This is a genomic window from Alkalihalobacillus alcalophilus ATCC 27647 = CGMCC 1.3604 (genome assembly GCF_000292245.2).
Taxonomy (GTDB): Bacteria; Bacillota; Bacilli; order Bacillales; family Bacillaceae_D; genus Alkalihalobacillus; species Alkalihalobacillus alcalophilus.
Genome location: NZ_ALPT02000099.1, coordinates 1 through 13,720 on the forward strand (window position 1 = coordinate 1; position 13,720 = coordinate 13,720).

15 protein-coding genes, 2 pseudogenes and 1 CRISPR repeat array are annotated in these 13,720 nt (G+C 35.1%); of the genes and pseudogenes, 14 read left to right on the forward strand and 3 right to left on the reverse strand.

Annotated elements, in window-relative coordinates; genetic code table 11:
* From BALCAV_RS18525 to BALCAV_RS18545, 7 genes and pseudogenes are all read left to right on the forward strand, one after another.
* Positions 1–273, forward strand: a pseudogene (locus tag BALCAV_RS18525) (AAA family ATPase); the annotation flags it as partial.
* The gene (locus BALCAV_RS22895; RefSeq protein WP_235213147.1) at positions 260–433 is read left to right on the forward strand and encodes a hypothetical protein; all 174 of its coding nucleotides are present in this window, start codon (positions 260–262) and stop codon (positions 431–433) included. The pseudogene BALCAV_RS18525 and the gene BALCAV_RS22895, both read left to right, overlap by 14 nt.
* Positions 420–1,187: an HNH endonuclease gene (locus BALCAV_RS18530; protein ID WP_040324225.1), complete on the forward strand. Its 768-nt coding sequence runs from the start codon at positions 420–422 to the stop codon at positions 1,185–1,187. The genes BALCAV_RS22895 and BALCAV_RS18530 overlap by 14 nt, the downstream gene beginning before the upstream one ends.
* A gap of 530 nt (positions 1,188–1,717) precedes the next feature.
* Positions 1,718–2,035 (forward strand): hypothetical protein, encoded by a 318-nt coding sequence (locus BALCAV_RS18535; protein ID WP_136446079.1) that lies wholly within the window; start codon positions 1,718–1,720, stop codon positions 2,033–2,035.
* A 286-nt stretch (positions 2,036–2,321) separates the two neighbouring features.
* Positions 2,322–2,543 (forward strand): hypothetical protein, encoded by a 222-nt coding sequence (locus tag BALCAV_RS22590; protein WP_003322246.1) that lies wholly within the window; start codon positions 2,322–2,324, stop codon positions 2,541–2,543.
* A 536-nt stretch (positions 2,544–3,079) separates the two neighbouring features.
* A complete protein-coding gene (locus BALCAV_RS22595; protein ID WP_200880904.1) occupies positions 3,080–3,388 on the forward strand; it encodes a hypothetical protein in 309 nt (102 codons plus the stop codon).
* Between the two features lie 369 nt (positions 3,389–3,757).
* Complete coding sequence (locus BALCAV_RS18545; protein ID WP_003322247.1) at positions 3,758–4,378, forward strand: hypothetical protein; 621 nt, start codon at positions 3,758–3,760, stop codon at positions 4,376–4,378.
* Here BALCAV_RS18545 and BALCAV_RS22450 read toward each other — a convergent pair.
* Together BALCAV_RS22450 and istB are read right to left on the reverse strand one after the other, a co-directional pair.
* A complete protein-coding gene (locus BALCAV_RS22450; RefSeq protein WP_160173439.1) occupies positions 4,363–4,521 on the reverse strand; it encodes a hypothetical protein in 159 nt (52 codons plus the stop codon). The two genes, BALCAV_RS18545 and BALCAV_RS22450, sit on opposite strands and share 16 nt — an antisense overlap.
* Before the next feature lie 13 nt (positions 4,522–4,534).
* Positions 4,535–5,176, reverse strand: a pseudogene (gene istB / locus BALCAV_RS18550) (IS21-like element helper ATPase IstB); the annotation flags it as partial.
* Between the two features lie 265 nt (positions 5,177–5,441).
* On the opposite strand from istB, the gene BALCAV_RS18555 reads away from it, so the two are divergent.
* A complete protein-coding gene (locus BALCAV_RS18555; RefSeq protein ID WP_040324226.1) occupies positions 5,442–6,443 on the forward strand; it encodes a tRNA dihydrouridine synthase in 1,002 nt (333 codons plus the stop codon).
* Between the two features lie 368 nt (positions 6,444–6,811).
* A complete protein-coding gene (locus BALCAV_RS18560; RefSeq protein ID WP_003324845.1) occupies positions 6,812–7,081 on the forward strand; it encodes a hypothetical protein in 270 nt (89 codons plus the stop codon).
* Between the two features lie 636 nt (positions 7,082–7,717).
* On the opposite strand, the gene BALCAV_RS18565 is transcribed toward BALCAV_RS18560, so the two are convergent.
* A complete protein-coding gene (locus tag BALCAV_RS18565) occupies positions 7,718–8,494 on the reverse strand; it encodes a MerR family transcriptional regulator (RefSeq protein ID WP_040324227.1) in 777 nt (258 codons plus the stop codon).
* Between the two features lie 158 nt (positions 8,495–8,652).
* Between BALCAV_RS18565 and BALCAV_RS18570 the strand changes: the two genes are divergently transcribed.
* From BALCAV_RS18570 to BALCAV_RS18590, 5 genes are all read left to right on the forward strand, one after another.
* Positions 8,653–9,870: an MFS transporter gene (locus BALCAV_RS18570; RefSeq protein WP_040324228.1), complete on the forward strand. Its 1,218-nt coding sequence runs from the start codon at positions 8,653–8,655 to the stop codon at positions 9,868–9,870.
* A 341-nt stretch (positions 9,871–10,211) separates the two neighbouring features.
* Positions 10,212–10,664 carry a helix-turn-helix domain-containing protein gene (locus tag BALCAV_RS18575; RefSeq protein WP_003321946.1) on the forward strand — a complete coding sequence of 151 codons (453 nt, stop codon included), beginning with the start codon at positions 10,212–10,214 and terminating at the stop codon, positions 10,662–10,664.
* An 85-nt stretch (positions 10,665–10,749) separates the two neighbouring features.
* Positions 10,750–11,943, forward strand: coding sequence for a DUF418 domain-containing protein (locus BALCAV_RS18580; protein WP_003321945.1), 1,194 nt, complete (start codon positions 10,750–10,752; stop codon positions 11,941–11,943).
* 9 nt (positions 11,944–11,952) lie between these two features.
* Complete coding sequence (locus BALCAV_RS18585; RefSeq protein WP_003321944.1) at positions 11,953–12,351, forward strand: hypothetical protein; 399 nt, start codon at positions 11,953–11,955, stop codon at positions 12,349–12,351.
* Position 12,352: 1 nt separating this feature from the next.
* The gene (locus BALCAV_RS18590; protein ID WP_003321943.1) at positions 12,353–12,859 is read left to right on the forward strand and encodes a DUF4652 domain-containing protein; all 507 of its coding nucleotides are present in this window, start codon (positions 12,353–12,355) and stop codon (positions 12,857–12,859) included.
* A gap of 480 nt (positions 12,860–13,339) precedes the next feature.
* A CRISPR array of direct repeats spans positions 13,340–13,702; the repeat unit is 32 nt; unit sequence GTCGCACTCTATATGGGTGCGTGGATTGAAAT.
* The last annotated feature ends 18 nt before the right edge of the window (positions 13,703–13,720 follow it).

Genomic DNA, 13,720 nt, shown 5'->3' on the forward strand with positions numbered 1-13,720 from the left:
GATGTGACTGAAGAACAAAGAAATGAGTGGTTATATATTATTAATTCTATCGGTGAGCCATTGATACAAAGCAGAATTATGAAAATGTTTAATGACAAATTTCTATTAAACTATACTGACCTATATAATGAAAACTTAAAACTGAAAGGGCAGCTAAAAAAATATGAAGAACCTAGAAGGATTTCTGACACAATTGAAGTTTTAATGAAACAAATAGAAAAACTCCAAATACATGTAAATGAATTGGAGGCAAAACAAAATGATAAAGATTGAAATTGATGACAATATTAAGGAATTAATTCAAACAGAACACTTTAAAGATAATAAAAGAAGGATTAAATCCATTATTGAAGATATAAATGGAATATCAAAATATAAAAAATTACATGACTACTTTTCTGATGAATCCGGAAGCATCGATGAAAAAAACTAAAAAGTTAATAATTGGAAACAAAAGTGATTTAATTGAAATCATTAAAACTATTGGTGAGATCTCATTGGAAAAAAAGGATAAGTTTGATAGGTTATATATAAATTTCACCAATAGAGTCTGGTCAAAAGCACTTCTGGAAAAAATAAATGTTAGAGTTTGCCCATACTGTAACAGGCAGTATACATTTACTTTAGCAAACGAAGGGATTCGACCTCAATTTGACCATTTTTTTCCCAAGAGTCGTTTTTCTTATTTGTCGGTTTCTTTGTATAACTTGATACCTAGTTGCAGTATTTGTAATTCTAAAAAGCATGATTTAAATACTTACGAGCATGATTTGTATTATCCTTATGAGGATGAATTCGGGAGTGGTGTTGTTTTCCAAACAAGTCCTATTAATAATGATTTTTTTTACTGGACAGGGGCAAGTAACAGTTTTGATATAAAGTTGATATGTAAAGATGAAAAGCAAAAACATAAGGTTGAAAATTTAAAGCAATACTTGAAAATAGAGTTATTATATAAAAAGCATAAAGATTATGTTAGGGATATTATTAGGAATGCAGTTATATATAATGATAGTAGAATTGATGAATTGTTAGAGCAATTCCCTGATTTGTTTCAGTCAAAAAATGAAGTAATTAATTCAATATTTATGAGTAATAATGATAAGGAAAGTTGGGATAAGCGGCCTCTATCGAAGTTAACACATGACATATATGAAGAGTTTAAAATTTTTTCTGGTAAAAAATAGTGTTATATGGATAATATGTAAAGGTGATTAAACCAAATCTTTACTAATTCAAGTAACTGTGGTATTACACTAATAAGGATTAAGTAATGATATTCTATAATTGATCGCCTTTCTTCAATAAAATATTAATAAAGATCTTCCGTAATCGGGCGCACTTATTTTATAATGCGTCTTTTCGTTGTTTATGGTGTTAATCTTGATTCAGCGACGAAAAACACGAGAACTATTTGCTCCGCAGTACAACGATACCATTCAATAGAAAATGATATTCCACAATTGGGCTAATTGTGGGAGACCATAAGCCTAATTCTTCGGTAAAAATAAGGAGGATTAGGCTTTTTCATTTTCAAAATCCTTGACGGTTTTCTATTGGTTAACACTTTGACAACAAGTAGTAGAATGGAGTCGTTTGTTATGGCTTGTTAAATGATATGAATGTTATACAAAACAAAGTAAAGATATTGGTGGATTCCTGAATTAATTTAAAACAAGTCATAAAACCAGTGAACTATGGGATAGCGGGAAGTATGATGACCACTCTATCACAACTAAAAGAAGCAACCGAGCTACCGGAATTATTTATGAAATCAAAAGAAGAAACGACGGTTTGGAGAATGTTAAGAAGAGTATCTGATCGAATAAAAGTAGAATTGGATTCAAACGAACTAGACAGAGCTAATACGATCGAAGCATTCCACTTTAAAAATATTACGGTTGAAGTTTTAAAAGAAGAGAACACGTTATACTTTAAAAAGGACAAACATCATAAAGGAATAGCTTTAAGTGAGTTAAAGGAAACACCTTCGAAAGTGTTTAGATCAATGGTTGATTTTATGGAATTAGGATAAGAAGTGCAGAGAAATGTACTCTACTAACAACTAAATTGATAGGTTGCAATATAAGTATACAAACTAGATAGAGTTTTAAAGAGGAGTCGATTTCAAGCATGCTTAATTGGTTCAAATCAAAAGTAAACAAGCGTTGTTATTTTGGCAAAAGGAAAAAATCAAGTTATACCAAATATCTCAATAATCAAATGAGAGTGATTAATGTGTGTTTACAATGTTTGGAATATGCGGAGAGGCGAGCATTTGTAAAGAAATAACCTAAGAATTTGTATTTGGAGGAGATTTAATGCCGATTGAAGTAGGAGTCTGGAAGATTAATGATGGGATTAAAAAAGTAACCTTTTTAGCTATTGAATCAGAAAGAAAACTGGAAGATATTTCAGTTGAAGATCTCTCGATTGTTTCAGAAGATTTATTACTTATTGAAGGCAAATACAAACCGACTTCGGGAAGTTTATTGATATGCTGGCGATGGATGAGGAAGGTAATATCCATATTATTGAGTTGAAGAAAGAGCGAACTCCAAGGGAAGTAGTGGCACAAACTCTTGATTATGCCTCCTGGGTACAAAACTTATCCTTTGTATTAGACATTTAGGCAGACAAGAATAAAGAGCATTTAGAAAAAGCATTTGCCCAAAAATTTGAGCAATCACTTCCAGAAAAATTAAATGATTCACATCAAATGGTGATTGTATCCTCTTATTTAGATAGCGAGACGGAAAGGATTATCAACTATCTCTCTACTAATTTTGATTTTCCGATTAATGCCGTTTTCTTTCGTTATTTTGAAGAGGAAGGACAATAGTTTATTACGAGAAGCTGGTTATTAGCTCCTCACAATGTTGAACAGAAATTAAGCAATAAAGAAGTAAAACAGAAGAAGGAGAAATGGAATAAGCAGGACTTTGTTGTTAATTTTTTAGATGCCGGAACGAAAAGAAGTTGGAAAGATACCGTAAAATATGGATTTGTTTCAGCAGGTGGCGGAAAATGGTATTCACGAACCTTAAATTCGTTATTTGTGGGAGCAAGAGTTTTTTGTATGATGCCAGGTGTTGGGTACATAGGAATTGGGAAAGTTATTGAAACCCCTCAACCGATAAAAGGGGTAACGTTCCATGTTAATGGGACTGAAAAAGGAATGGAAGAATTAGAGCTTCATGATCCTGATATCTTAAACGATAAAGAGGACTTAGATAATTGTGAGTACGTCGTAAAAGTGGAATGGATAAAAACGGTCCCAATAGAAAAGGCGTTTAAAGAAAAAGGGTTAAAGGCTAATCAGAACGCCGCGTTTAAGTTAAATAGTCAGTATACTCTTGATAAAGTATCCGAGTTCTTTGGATTGTAGAGATTTGAGGTTTTAATACCTTAGTAGAGGTTAAATTAAAGAAGAGGAATCGAATTCATGATGAGGTTACATGGTCGTATTCTACTTTCAATAATGGACGTAAGAAATATTTACAGATTGATACGTATGGTACTAAAACGAGAGAATTTAAAGGAAGCGTCAGCCAATCGATTCAGTTTGATAAAGAAACGGCAGAAGGGTTAATTGCAATGTTACAAAAGGAGTTTGATCTTTAAATAAAATTGTATCTTCCTATAGGTTTAGTTAAATATTCAAGTTTTAGTAGTTTCATAGTTTAAAGTATTTTATTTGGTTAATACTTGATATTACAGATGTGGACTTACTAAATTTGAATATAGGAGAAATGGTTTGAAAAATAAGAAATTTAAAGATTGTGATTTTTTGGGAGGCGTGAAGTTGTTAGTTTCTGAAAGGAAAGTGTTTTCTGTTTTTAAAACTTTCATTAGATACGTTAGAGATGAAATAACAGACGAGAAAGAAAGAGAAGAGGTACTAGATTATGCTATAGGTATTCTTGAAGAGGCTTGTTTAGCAGTTTTAAAGTGTAATAATTGTAATGTACCTTATCAATTTCGTTTTTTCAGGAACCCTTCTGCTGAAAATGAAGAGGAATACGCATTAGAATTAAATTGTGAGGGTTGTAATGATTACTATACATTTAGTGAAGGAGAAGAACGTATTTCATATTTTAATTTTAATGTTATAAAGAAAGTAGATAATCTTCGCCGTTGGGGACGGGGGTTAAAAATGAAGATGATAAAGAATAGGCAAGGTAAAGCTGCTTTACTCTGGATGGATGATAATGAACAACCCACTTTATTGCTTAATGTCAGTCTAGTTCGAAAACCAAATGAAGTTGAGGACATTTGGAAAAAAGCAAAAGTGACTAAGCAGTTAATTAATGATGGGAAAGATCCAAATGTTCAATCACTTGAGGTTAGTGAAAAGAAGTTCTATATAATTAAATGAACAAGGTTACTACTTTTAGTTAACCAAATAGTAAATCGAAGAAGGAATGGCATTAAGTCTCGTTTTGATAAAGCAACATCAATATAAATGCCTGTATTTGGCAAGTGAGAAATGTATAAAACGACAATTAAATATGTAACCACTTGCCAATCCTTTTTATTGATGTATCATCGATTCCTTATAACGGTGACTTTCCCCGTTAAAGACGACTAAATGAGAGTGATGGATGAGACGATCGATAACGGCTTCCGTTAAAATTGGGTTTCCAAAAAAATGATTCCACTCCCAAAACGTCAAATTACTCGTTATGATAATGGTCGTTTTCTCATAACACAATGAAATGACTTGAAATAATAACTCCGCCCCTTGTTTGTGTAAAGGGATATAACCTAGCTCGTCTAAGACGAGTAAATCCAATTTCTCCATTTGCTTAAATACCTTGCTTAATGTCCCTTTTTCATGAGCCTCTAGTAGTTTGTTCACCAGCGTCGCTACCGTATAAAACTTGACCGATAACCTTCTTTGTTGAATCAACTGTAACGAAATAAGGGAAGATAAATAGGTTTTACCTGTACCTACTCCACCATAAAAAATTAAGTTCTCCTGCTTCTCCAAGAATAATCCTTCTAGTAAATAAGGCCGCGTTAATTGTGGCGTTAGGACAATATATTTCCAATTAAAAGGGACTCCGCTCATCTTAGAAAGAGTCGCTTGCTTTAATAAAAGGTTCACTTTTCGCTCCTCCCTTTGCTCAATCTCCTTTTCAAAAAGAATCCGTAAATAGTCTTCATTAGAAGAACCATATCATAAGTAATAATTAGATTAACCCCCCTAAAATAATTTGTCAGTACTCAAACTCAAACCATTGTAAGGCAGTTGCTAAGGCTAAATTGAAAATGTAACCAAATAATAACCATTACCGCTTTTTACAATACCTTTCTCATGAATTATAATTGTTAATTATAGTATTTGATAACAAGTTATAAACCATGGTATAAGTGTAAAAGAGCACGACCATTTTGCCTTATAACTTTGATACGTTAGTTTGACGTTATATTCATAAATGAGAGGATTTGAGTTTGAATTGATAGATAATTTTTGGCGGGATTTACCACGGCCGTTTTTTGTACTTGCACCAATGGAAGATGTGACGGATGTTGTTTTTCGCCATGTTGTGAGTAAAGCTGGTAGACCTGATGTGTTTTTTACAGAGTTTGCAAACACGGAGAGTTTTTGTCACCCAGAGGGGAGCCAAAGTGTGCGTGGGCGTTTGACTTTTACGGAAGATGAACAGCCAATGGTTGCCCATATATGGGGGGATAAGCCTGAATATTTTCGGCAAATGAGTATTGGTATGGCGGAACTTGGGTTTAGAGGTATTGATATCAATATGGGCTGTCCTGTCCCTAATGTCGCATCCAAAGGGAAGGGAAGCGGTTTGATCCTCCGTCCGGAAGTCGCTGCAGATATCATACAAGCAGCGAAAGCGGGAGGATTGCCTGTCAGTGTAAAGACAAGGCTTGGATTTACGGAGGTAGACGAGTGGCGCGAATGGCTTACACATATATTGAAACAAGACATCGCCAATCTTTCTATTCATCTGCGCACAAGAAAGGAAATGAGCCAAGTAGATGCTCATTGGGAGCTGATTCCGGAAATTAAGGAACTTCGTGACCGTGTGGCACCAGATACACTTTTGACCATTAATGGCGATATACTTGACCGTGAAGCGGGTTTGAAGCTCGTTAAGGAATATGGTGTGGATGGCGTTATGATTGGGCGAGGTATTTTTCAAAATCCATTTGCTTTTGAAAAAGAGCCGAAAGAGCACAGCAGTGAGGAATTGCTTGATCTGTTAAGATTACATCTTGATCTCTATGATAAATACTCAAAAGATTTAGAGCTACGACCATTTACAGCTCTTCATCGCTTTTTTAAGATCTATGTCAAAGGGTTTCGAGGGGCAAGTGCATTAAGAAATCAATTGATGAGCACAAAGTCAACAGATGAAGTGCGTACATTACTCGATAACTTTTGGGAAGATGCTGAAGGTCAGGGACAGTAGAATGATGTCATCACTCTCAAAGGGGTAGTGAGTATATATTAAGCAGTAAATAGGCTGGCATGGGTGTGGACCTATTCCAGCCAATTTTTGTTTTTACGTTTTGTTGGGAAAGTGTCAATGAATGTTAAGTTAGAATGAGTTTTGGTCAATTAGGTAAGCTCCACTGATCATGAAGTATTGACTATATTGGGTTAACTTTTACATATGTGGTGTACGGAAATTCTATTACGCTCTTACCTTATGAAGTAATTCAGGGGTAATTTTTTGGTTTGTAGAGAATTGTGTTGAAATCCTTTAACGATGTCTTTGTTCTCAATTAATCGAAATGGTATTATTAAGAGAAAAGGATCATAATGGTGGTGATAACTATGGCGAAAATCCTTTCTTCCGAAGAGTTAATGAAGTATATCTCTAGTATGAATAGTGAGAATTCTGTATTTCAGTTTTCTATTCCTGGAAAAGGGAAGTTTACCCTTGTTCTTCAAGAAGATGATGAACAATCGATAAAAGCTGAGGCTGAAAAAAATCCTGAGCTCAAACGTATGTTAAAGGAAAGCATGGAGCAGTACGAAAATGGAAAAGGCATGACTACGACAGAGTTATTAAGGTCACTATCCAAAAAGGACTTTACAAGCTAATAGATAAGGATGTTGTTATTTTAGCCGTCCTTTTCCCAGGTGAAAATTAAATAGACAATATATGTGACCATATACTTAAATGTTGATGTGGTTTTTTCTTTTTTATTATCAATTTTCTGATGAATTGAGAGGGAGAGGTTGTAGATTATTACGGTTAAACAAAAGGGAGTAAGAGTTGAACAAAAATATGTCAACTTTTTGTGTGAGGAGGAGCTATTTACTATCCTCAAAAGATCAATCAGAACCATTCCCCCCGATTACCTCGAGACATCACTCCTTTCTGTTGCTTAATTTTGATTAAAGCAACGGTTCTTATTATCCAGTTAATACCAAGATATTGAGAGGATTGGCTTTCAGCAAACAAACTGAAGCGATATATTTAGTAAAAAACAGTAGAAATTCATACAGAACGATAATGTTATCTAAAGACACGTGATGAATTTGAATGAAGGTAAAATAGTAAAAGCTTAATCTGAATTTATTTGTAAAAATAACCATTTCATTCATTTATTTAAGCAAGATCAGCAGCACACGCAAAAGAGAGAGAAAGAACTAAAACAACAAATTACCAATATCTCTCATGATTTACGAACGCCTTTTTTGAGAGTCATCTACTTTTCAGTTACCCGTTTTATTTTACTTATGATTATCTTTACCTCTACTATTTTCTTTATCATCATAATACGCTTTCATTTCCTTATAAATATATCTAGCGATGTCTTCAGGGAAATAATTATTAAACTCATGATTGTGCTTGGAAATAAAATTATTATCATCAGTAAGGTTTAAAAAGCTTTTACTCGCTGGAAATAGGTTATCCATTTTTGTTAGAATTTCTCGTACTTTTTTTCGGCTTGTTGGATCATTAGATTGAATAGCATGTCTAATCGCTTGAATTAAATGCCATGTTTCTCTATCCATTTTCTCCTTATATTCAGGATCATGAAGCAACTTTATTTCTTTCATGAGCTGCTTGTCAGCTATAAAATGTTCTTCCCATACTTGGATTAGTGATTTTTCCCGCCTAAATAAATCAAGAATAATAAAAGCAAATTCATCTAATTCTTCCTCAGAAATCCCTTCAATGTTGTACAGCCGTTCCATTCTCGTAATTACTTCTAACTTATCATTTAATTCCGCTTGTTTTTTTTCAATTAACTGCTTCTGTACTAACAATAACTCTCGATTTTTTAACTTCTGACTAGTCATTTGTTCTTTTATTTCAATTAAAGATAGACCAAAATGTTTTAAAATCATGATTTGCTGAAACAGTTCCCAGTCTAATCGTGTATATACTTTTCGACCATTTTTATTCAAATTTTTCGGAGTAAGTAACCCGATTTTATCGTAGTACCGTAGTGTTCTTACCGTTGAACCTACTAATTTTGCAAACTGACCAATTGTTACTTCCACATTAAGACCTCCCTCGTTACTGAATTATATACTGTTACGTAAGGTCGCAATCAAATCGTTTTAATAATATATTTAAGCTAAAAAAACAAAAGCTTGCTTACGACATAACGTCATAATCTATGATTGGTTCTATATTAAGTTTGAGAGGAAGGTTATGTATGGAACAACAATCATTATTTCGAAATCGCCCTTTTATATTTCTATTTATTGGTGGTTTTTTAGCGATTATTGGTTTTAGTATGTTTTTTATGACAACAACTTGGTTTGTCATTTCTGATTTAGGTTCTGCTAGTTCATTGGGCCTTATACTTATTGCCATTACTGTGCCACGTATTCTCATGATGGCTTTTGGTGGGGTTCTCGCGGATAAATTCAAGAAGACGACGATTATGTTCAGTACGAGTTCAATCCAAGGAGTTCTACTAGTTATCATATTTTTATTGAACAATACAAATCAATTAACATTTGGATACCTGATTATTTTGGGATTCTTTTTTGGAACATTAGATGCTTTTTCTGGACCAGCTGGGACATCCTTAATCCCAAAAATAGTACAGAAAAACCAAATCAAACAAGCTAATGCCGTTATTCAGGGATTGGGTCAGATTGGTTTTGTTATTGGACCTATTATAGCTGGGAGTGTTATGGAATTCGCTGGCGTAACAACTGGTTATTTAGTTTCGGCTATTATTGTTCTTTTGTCTGCCTTTTTTATGTTTCCACCTTTCTTAAAAGAAGGTCCCGTAGACAATACAATTAAACAAACACCGCTTAAAGATCTCATCGAAGGGTTTTCCTATGTAAAAGCAAGTAAATTTTTAATGACAGGTATTCTTATTTTAATTACGTTAAACTTCTTTGCCTTTGGAGCGATATCCATTGCCATCCCGATTTTAGTGGAGACGTATGGAGGGACACCTATTAATCTTAGTTACATCGAAGCTGCTTTAGGGGTTGGGATGCTAGTAAGTACAGTCATAATCGGTGTGGTCAAAATACGCCGGAGGGGATTAACCTCGATTGCTGGATTAATTGCAACATTAATCGTAGCTATAGCGTTTAGTCAAATTCCTAATTTGTATATTTTGACAGCATTAGCGTTCTTAATAGGATTTACTATGACATTTGTGGCCATCCCATTTTTCACTTCAGCACAAGAAGATACGGATCCCCGTATTATGGGGAGGGTCATGAGTATTGTCTTCTTAGCAATGAACGGGTTTGATCCGCTTGCCTATGCAAGTGTAACTTTACTCGTTTCGAGAGGATTTGATATTCAATTAATCATTTTTTCCTTTTCTATTGTTGGATTAATGATTGCTCTTGCCATTTTATGGAGAGGACAGACGTTTAGAAATTACAAGTCGACCTATTAATTTACCTTCAGGAAAAGACCACTTTCAGGTTAAGTGGTCTTTTTTAGGTTGTCTGACTAAGGGAAGTCTTCTACAAACAGTCCTGAGTAGCAGACTCAATACGGTGCAGTAAAAGATTTAAGTGGCTTTGTGAAGCGGTGTTCTTAAACTAGACCAGTACTCCTTTCTTTTTTGATAAAACGATATAAAACATTACTTCAAATGGAGAAATGTTGATTGCAACTAGAGGTTGCGGTCGTCGCAACCAATGTTAGCTTTACTTTTTACGGCCATTTCAGTAATATTTGTGGCAACATAGCAATAAGTTAAAGGCTAGAACAACTGAGAAAAGGTGATAAAAAATGATATTTGCTGAGAAACTTAAAAATGAAAGGCAGAAAAAGGGATGGTCACAAGAGGAGTTAGCAGAGCAACTATTTGTCAGCCGACAATCTGTTTCAAAATGGGAAAATGGTCAGAATTATCCTAGTATCGAAATTATCATTAAAGTGAGTGATTTATTCGGTGTTACCATAGACGAACTTTTGAGAAGTGATGAGGATTTAAAAGAAAAAGTGATTCAAGATAGTAGACAATTAGCACATCCTAAACTGAAATTTCTATTTGATATGTTTTGGTTGATGGGAGCTGCCTTTTTCCTTTTCAAAATTGTCTCCTTAGCTTTAAACTATTTTACCGCCATAAATATTCCACTTCTCGGTGGCTCCTTTATCTGGAATTTTGGTCCCCTTATTTTAATGGTTGGTGGGGCAATTGGTTCGAATACATTAAAAGATATGTATAAAGAGGAGTAGGAAATCTACTCTATTTGAATACTGCCTAGGTGCCACATCCGTTTATATACAGTGGGGCACTTATTGTAGAAGGGAGGTCAGCTAGTTGAAAGACAAAGAAAATAATCATTCAAACCAAAAGATATCCGTATCTAGAACGTTAACCACGAAAAAACGAGCCACAGCACTCGATATTGCTAGGGGATTTATGCTCCTTCTTATCGTCTTGGCTCACGCACCATTATACTTGTACGGCGTAGAACCTGGCATCATGTCGCAACCACTCAGCACGAATGCAAGTGACAAAATGATCAATTTTATTAGCCATTTGTTCGTTGAAAACCGTGCTCGCCCTATGTTTGCAGCATTGTTCGGCTATGGAATGATGTTGGTCCTTCAACGACAGCTAGACAAAGGGACAACTATAAAAGAAGCAAAACGTTTGCAACGCCGTCGTGCATACTTTTTAATATTGTTTGGATTTGTACTTGAGGTCATTGTAGGCGGTGATGATATTCTTGCACCATACGGCATAGCTAGTTTACTACTAGGATGGTTGCTGTTACGAGGAAATCGGGCCCTTTTTAAAGTGTTAGTAGTAGTAAGTGTATTTTTTCTCATCTGGTTGCCATTAGGATGGATGTTCATTGCTCATGAGATGGGGGGATTGACATTAGGAAATGAGATTTCTTCCAATCACACTTATTTCGTTAGAATGTTTGCCAGTTTCGTGAACTTTCCAATCATGCTTGTTTTCGTTCATTTGATGTTCCCCGTACTTATCCCTGTTATGGTGGGAATGTGGGCAGCACGGAACGAATTATTGACGAAACCACATCAGCATCTGAAAAAATTAGTTTGGATATCGATTATAGGAGTATCTATTTCCATTGTAGGTGCTCTTCCATTAGCAACTTATGGCTTGCAGCTGTGGGAACCAACTCCTTATATCGCCGGTCTAATTTACGCATGTCATATGATGACTGGATTTGCCGGAGGATTTGGGTATGCGGCCCTATTTGGTGTCATTGCGGTCGTGCTCAAACACCCTGGAGGAATATCGAGAGCTCTTACAGCATTAGGAAAACGATCATTGACCTTCTATATTTTTAACGAAACAATGCTCGTGTTTATCCTATCTCCGGCCTTCTTAAATCTCGGTATGACTTTAACTGCCACTGGAGGAGCGGCAATCGCCGTATTGATCTGGAGCGGGGCTTTAGGGCTAGCAGTTGTCTTAGAAAAAAAGCAAATCCAAGGACCAATTGATAAACTACTACGGTATTTGGTGTATCGGTAGCGATGGTTGATGAGTTTAAAATCCAAGACTAAGAGTCAAGGGTTAAAGGCTAATGAAAACATAGAAAGCTATGTAACAATTACGTTGATTGAAGAAGATGGATATGTCAGGTTAGGATATGAAAGAAGATGGATTTTTCAATGTAAAAAGTATTCTAAATTTCCAACAAGCACAAACATTATCAATGAAATAAATACAGCAAAACAGCACTATCCCGACTTTTGGATACTTGTTGTTCCCTTAAATCCAACTGCAAGTCAAATCGATTATATTGATAGGTTAGATAAGAGCAATCCATTCAAGATTGGTATTATTACACTAGTGGACATAGAAAGCATGTTACATCAATTTCCTGAAGCGAAAGACATTCTTTTAACAGGTAGACTAACTACAGAAGGAGCTGAATAAAATGTATGAATTACATTACGATGAAACGGAACAAGTCATTTTTCAAGTAGACCCAAATGGGAAGAAAACCATAATAGCGAATGATTCACCTTCAAAACCTCTTTTTTCAAAAGAGAAGACAAAAGCTATTTATATTACTCCTCTAGAATGGGAATGTACAGGAAACCTTTATTTATATGATTTAAAAACAGGACATGAGCTATCTTTATTTAAAGCAGAGGGGGATAAGCAAGTTCCTAAATTCGCTTCTTGGTTGGACGATGACCATGTACTAGCCATCATTGGTTATGGTATGGGGACAATTAGTGTAGGTGGGAATGTCTATTCAATTAATATTCATTCCATGGAAAAGGAGCAATTAACGGATTACCCCAATGAAATTCAAATCACACGCTTTACAGTAGAGGATGATACATTGAACTTGGAGGGGATTAAATATATTGATGATGAATTAAATCAATTTGTCCCTTATCAAGAAAAAATAGCTTTGCCAAAAAGAGTGAGGTAAGCGAGGAGAAGTTGTGATAAAACCATAATTTCTTCTACTACTAAGTGTTTCTGTCCTATTTACTCCAGTTTCAATGTTAGAGATGATATGTAAACAACTGTAGCTTATAATAAAAGAAAAGAGCGGGATGAGATATGAAGTGGCAGGAAATTAGAGACTTATTTCTGAACCGTTTGTGCCGTGCTCTTAAAAAAATTATGAAAACTATCGATGAGTAATGGAAAAAAAGAATCTTGTTGCATAATCATGTATCCTTAAAAAACTGGTCGGTGCGAACCGGAAGCTCTCATAAAATCCCTGGGAGATTCGCACTGTTTAAGTATTTTAACAAAAACGCTTGTATGACGCAGTTTAATAGTTAAATATAGATAGAAATTAACTATTTTGAGTGTCTTTTTTAGAATGATTAACGTTTAACTGCAGAGGTTCGCACTTAAAGGTGCTTGAAGTGTTGATGTATCTAGCTTCAAAACTTCCGCTGTCGCACTCTATATGGGTGCGTGGATTGAAATCTTTTAGCTTGCCTTGGGACACTTATACTGTTTTGTCGCACTCTATATGGGTGCGTGGATTGAAATACTGCCCCACCGGGTAAAGTTTTATTAAGCGGAGTCGCACTCTATATGGGTGCGTGGATTGAAATGTAGAAAGCCGTTGAAATCAGACATACGCTACCACGTCGCACTCTATATGGGTGCGTGGATTGAAATGTTTCGGTGATAGCTTCGTCCACGATTTTATCGGGTCGCACTCTATATGGGTGCGTGGATTGAAATGTTACTTCGACGCCCCTGTCGCCACTTCTAAGCGTGTCGCACTCTATATGGGTGCGTGGATTGAAATAGTCAATACATGTCCAAA

Coding starts and splice junctions, on each gene's coding strand:
- BALCAV_RS18570 (WP_040324228.1), top strand. CDS start 8,653: ATGGAACAACAATCATTATTTCGAAATCGCCCTTTTATATTTCTATTT.
- BALCAV_RS22590 (WP_003322246.1), top strand. CDS start 2,322: ATGCCGATTGAAGTAGGAGTCTGGAAGATTAATGATGGGATTAAAAAA.
- BALCAV_RS18575 (WP_003321946.1), top strand. CDS start 10,212: ATGATATTTGCTGAGAAACTTAAAAATGAAAGGCAGAAAAAGGGATGG.
- BALCAV_RS18530 (WP_040324225.1), top strand. CDS start 420: ATGAAAAAAACTAAAAAGTTAATAATTGGAAACAAAAGTGATTTAATT.
- BALCAV_RS18555 (WP_040324226.1), top strand. CDS start 5,442: ATGAGAGGATTTGAGTTTGAATTGATAGATAATTTTTGGCGGGATTTA.
- BALCAV_RS22895 (WP_235213147.1), top strand. CDS start 260: ATGATAAAGATTGAAATTGATGACAATATTAAGGAATTAATTCAAACA.
- BALCAV_RS22595 (WP_200880904.1), top strand. CDS start 3,080: ATGATGCCAGGTGTTGGGTACATAGGAATTGGGAAAGTTATTGAAACC.
- BALCAV_RS18560 (WP_003324845.1), top strand. CDS start 6,812: ATGGCGAAAATCCTTTCTTCCGAAGAGTTAATGAAGTATATCTCTAGT.
- BALCAV_RS18535 (WP_136446079.1), top strand. CDS start 1,718: ATGACCACTCTATCACAACTAAAAGAAGCAACCGAGCTACCGGAATTA.
- BALCAV_RS18585 (WP_003321944.1), top strand. CDS start 11,953: ATGAGTTTAAAATCCAAGACTAAGAGTCAAGGGTTAAAGGCTAATGAA.
- BALCAV_RS18590 (WP_003321943.1), top strand. CDS start 12,353: ATGTATGAATTACATTACGATGAAACGGAACAAGTCATTTTTCAAGTA.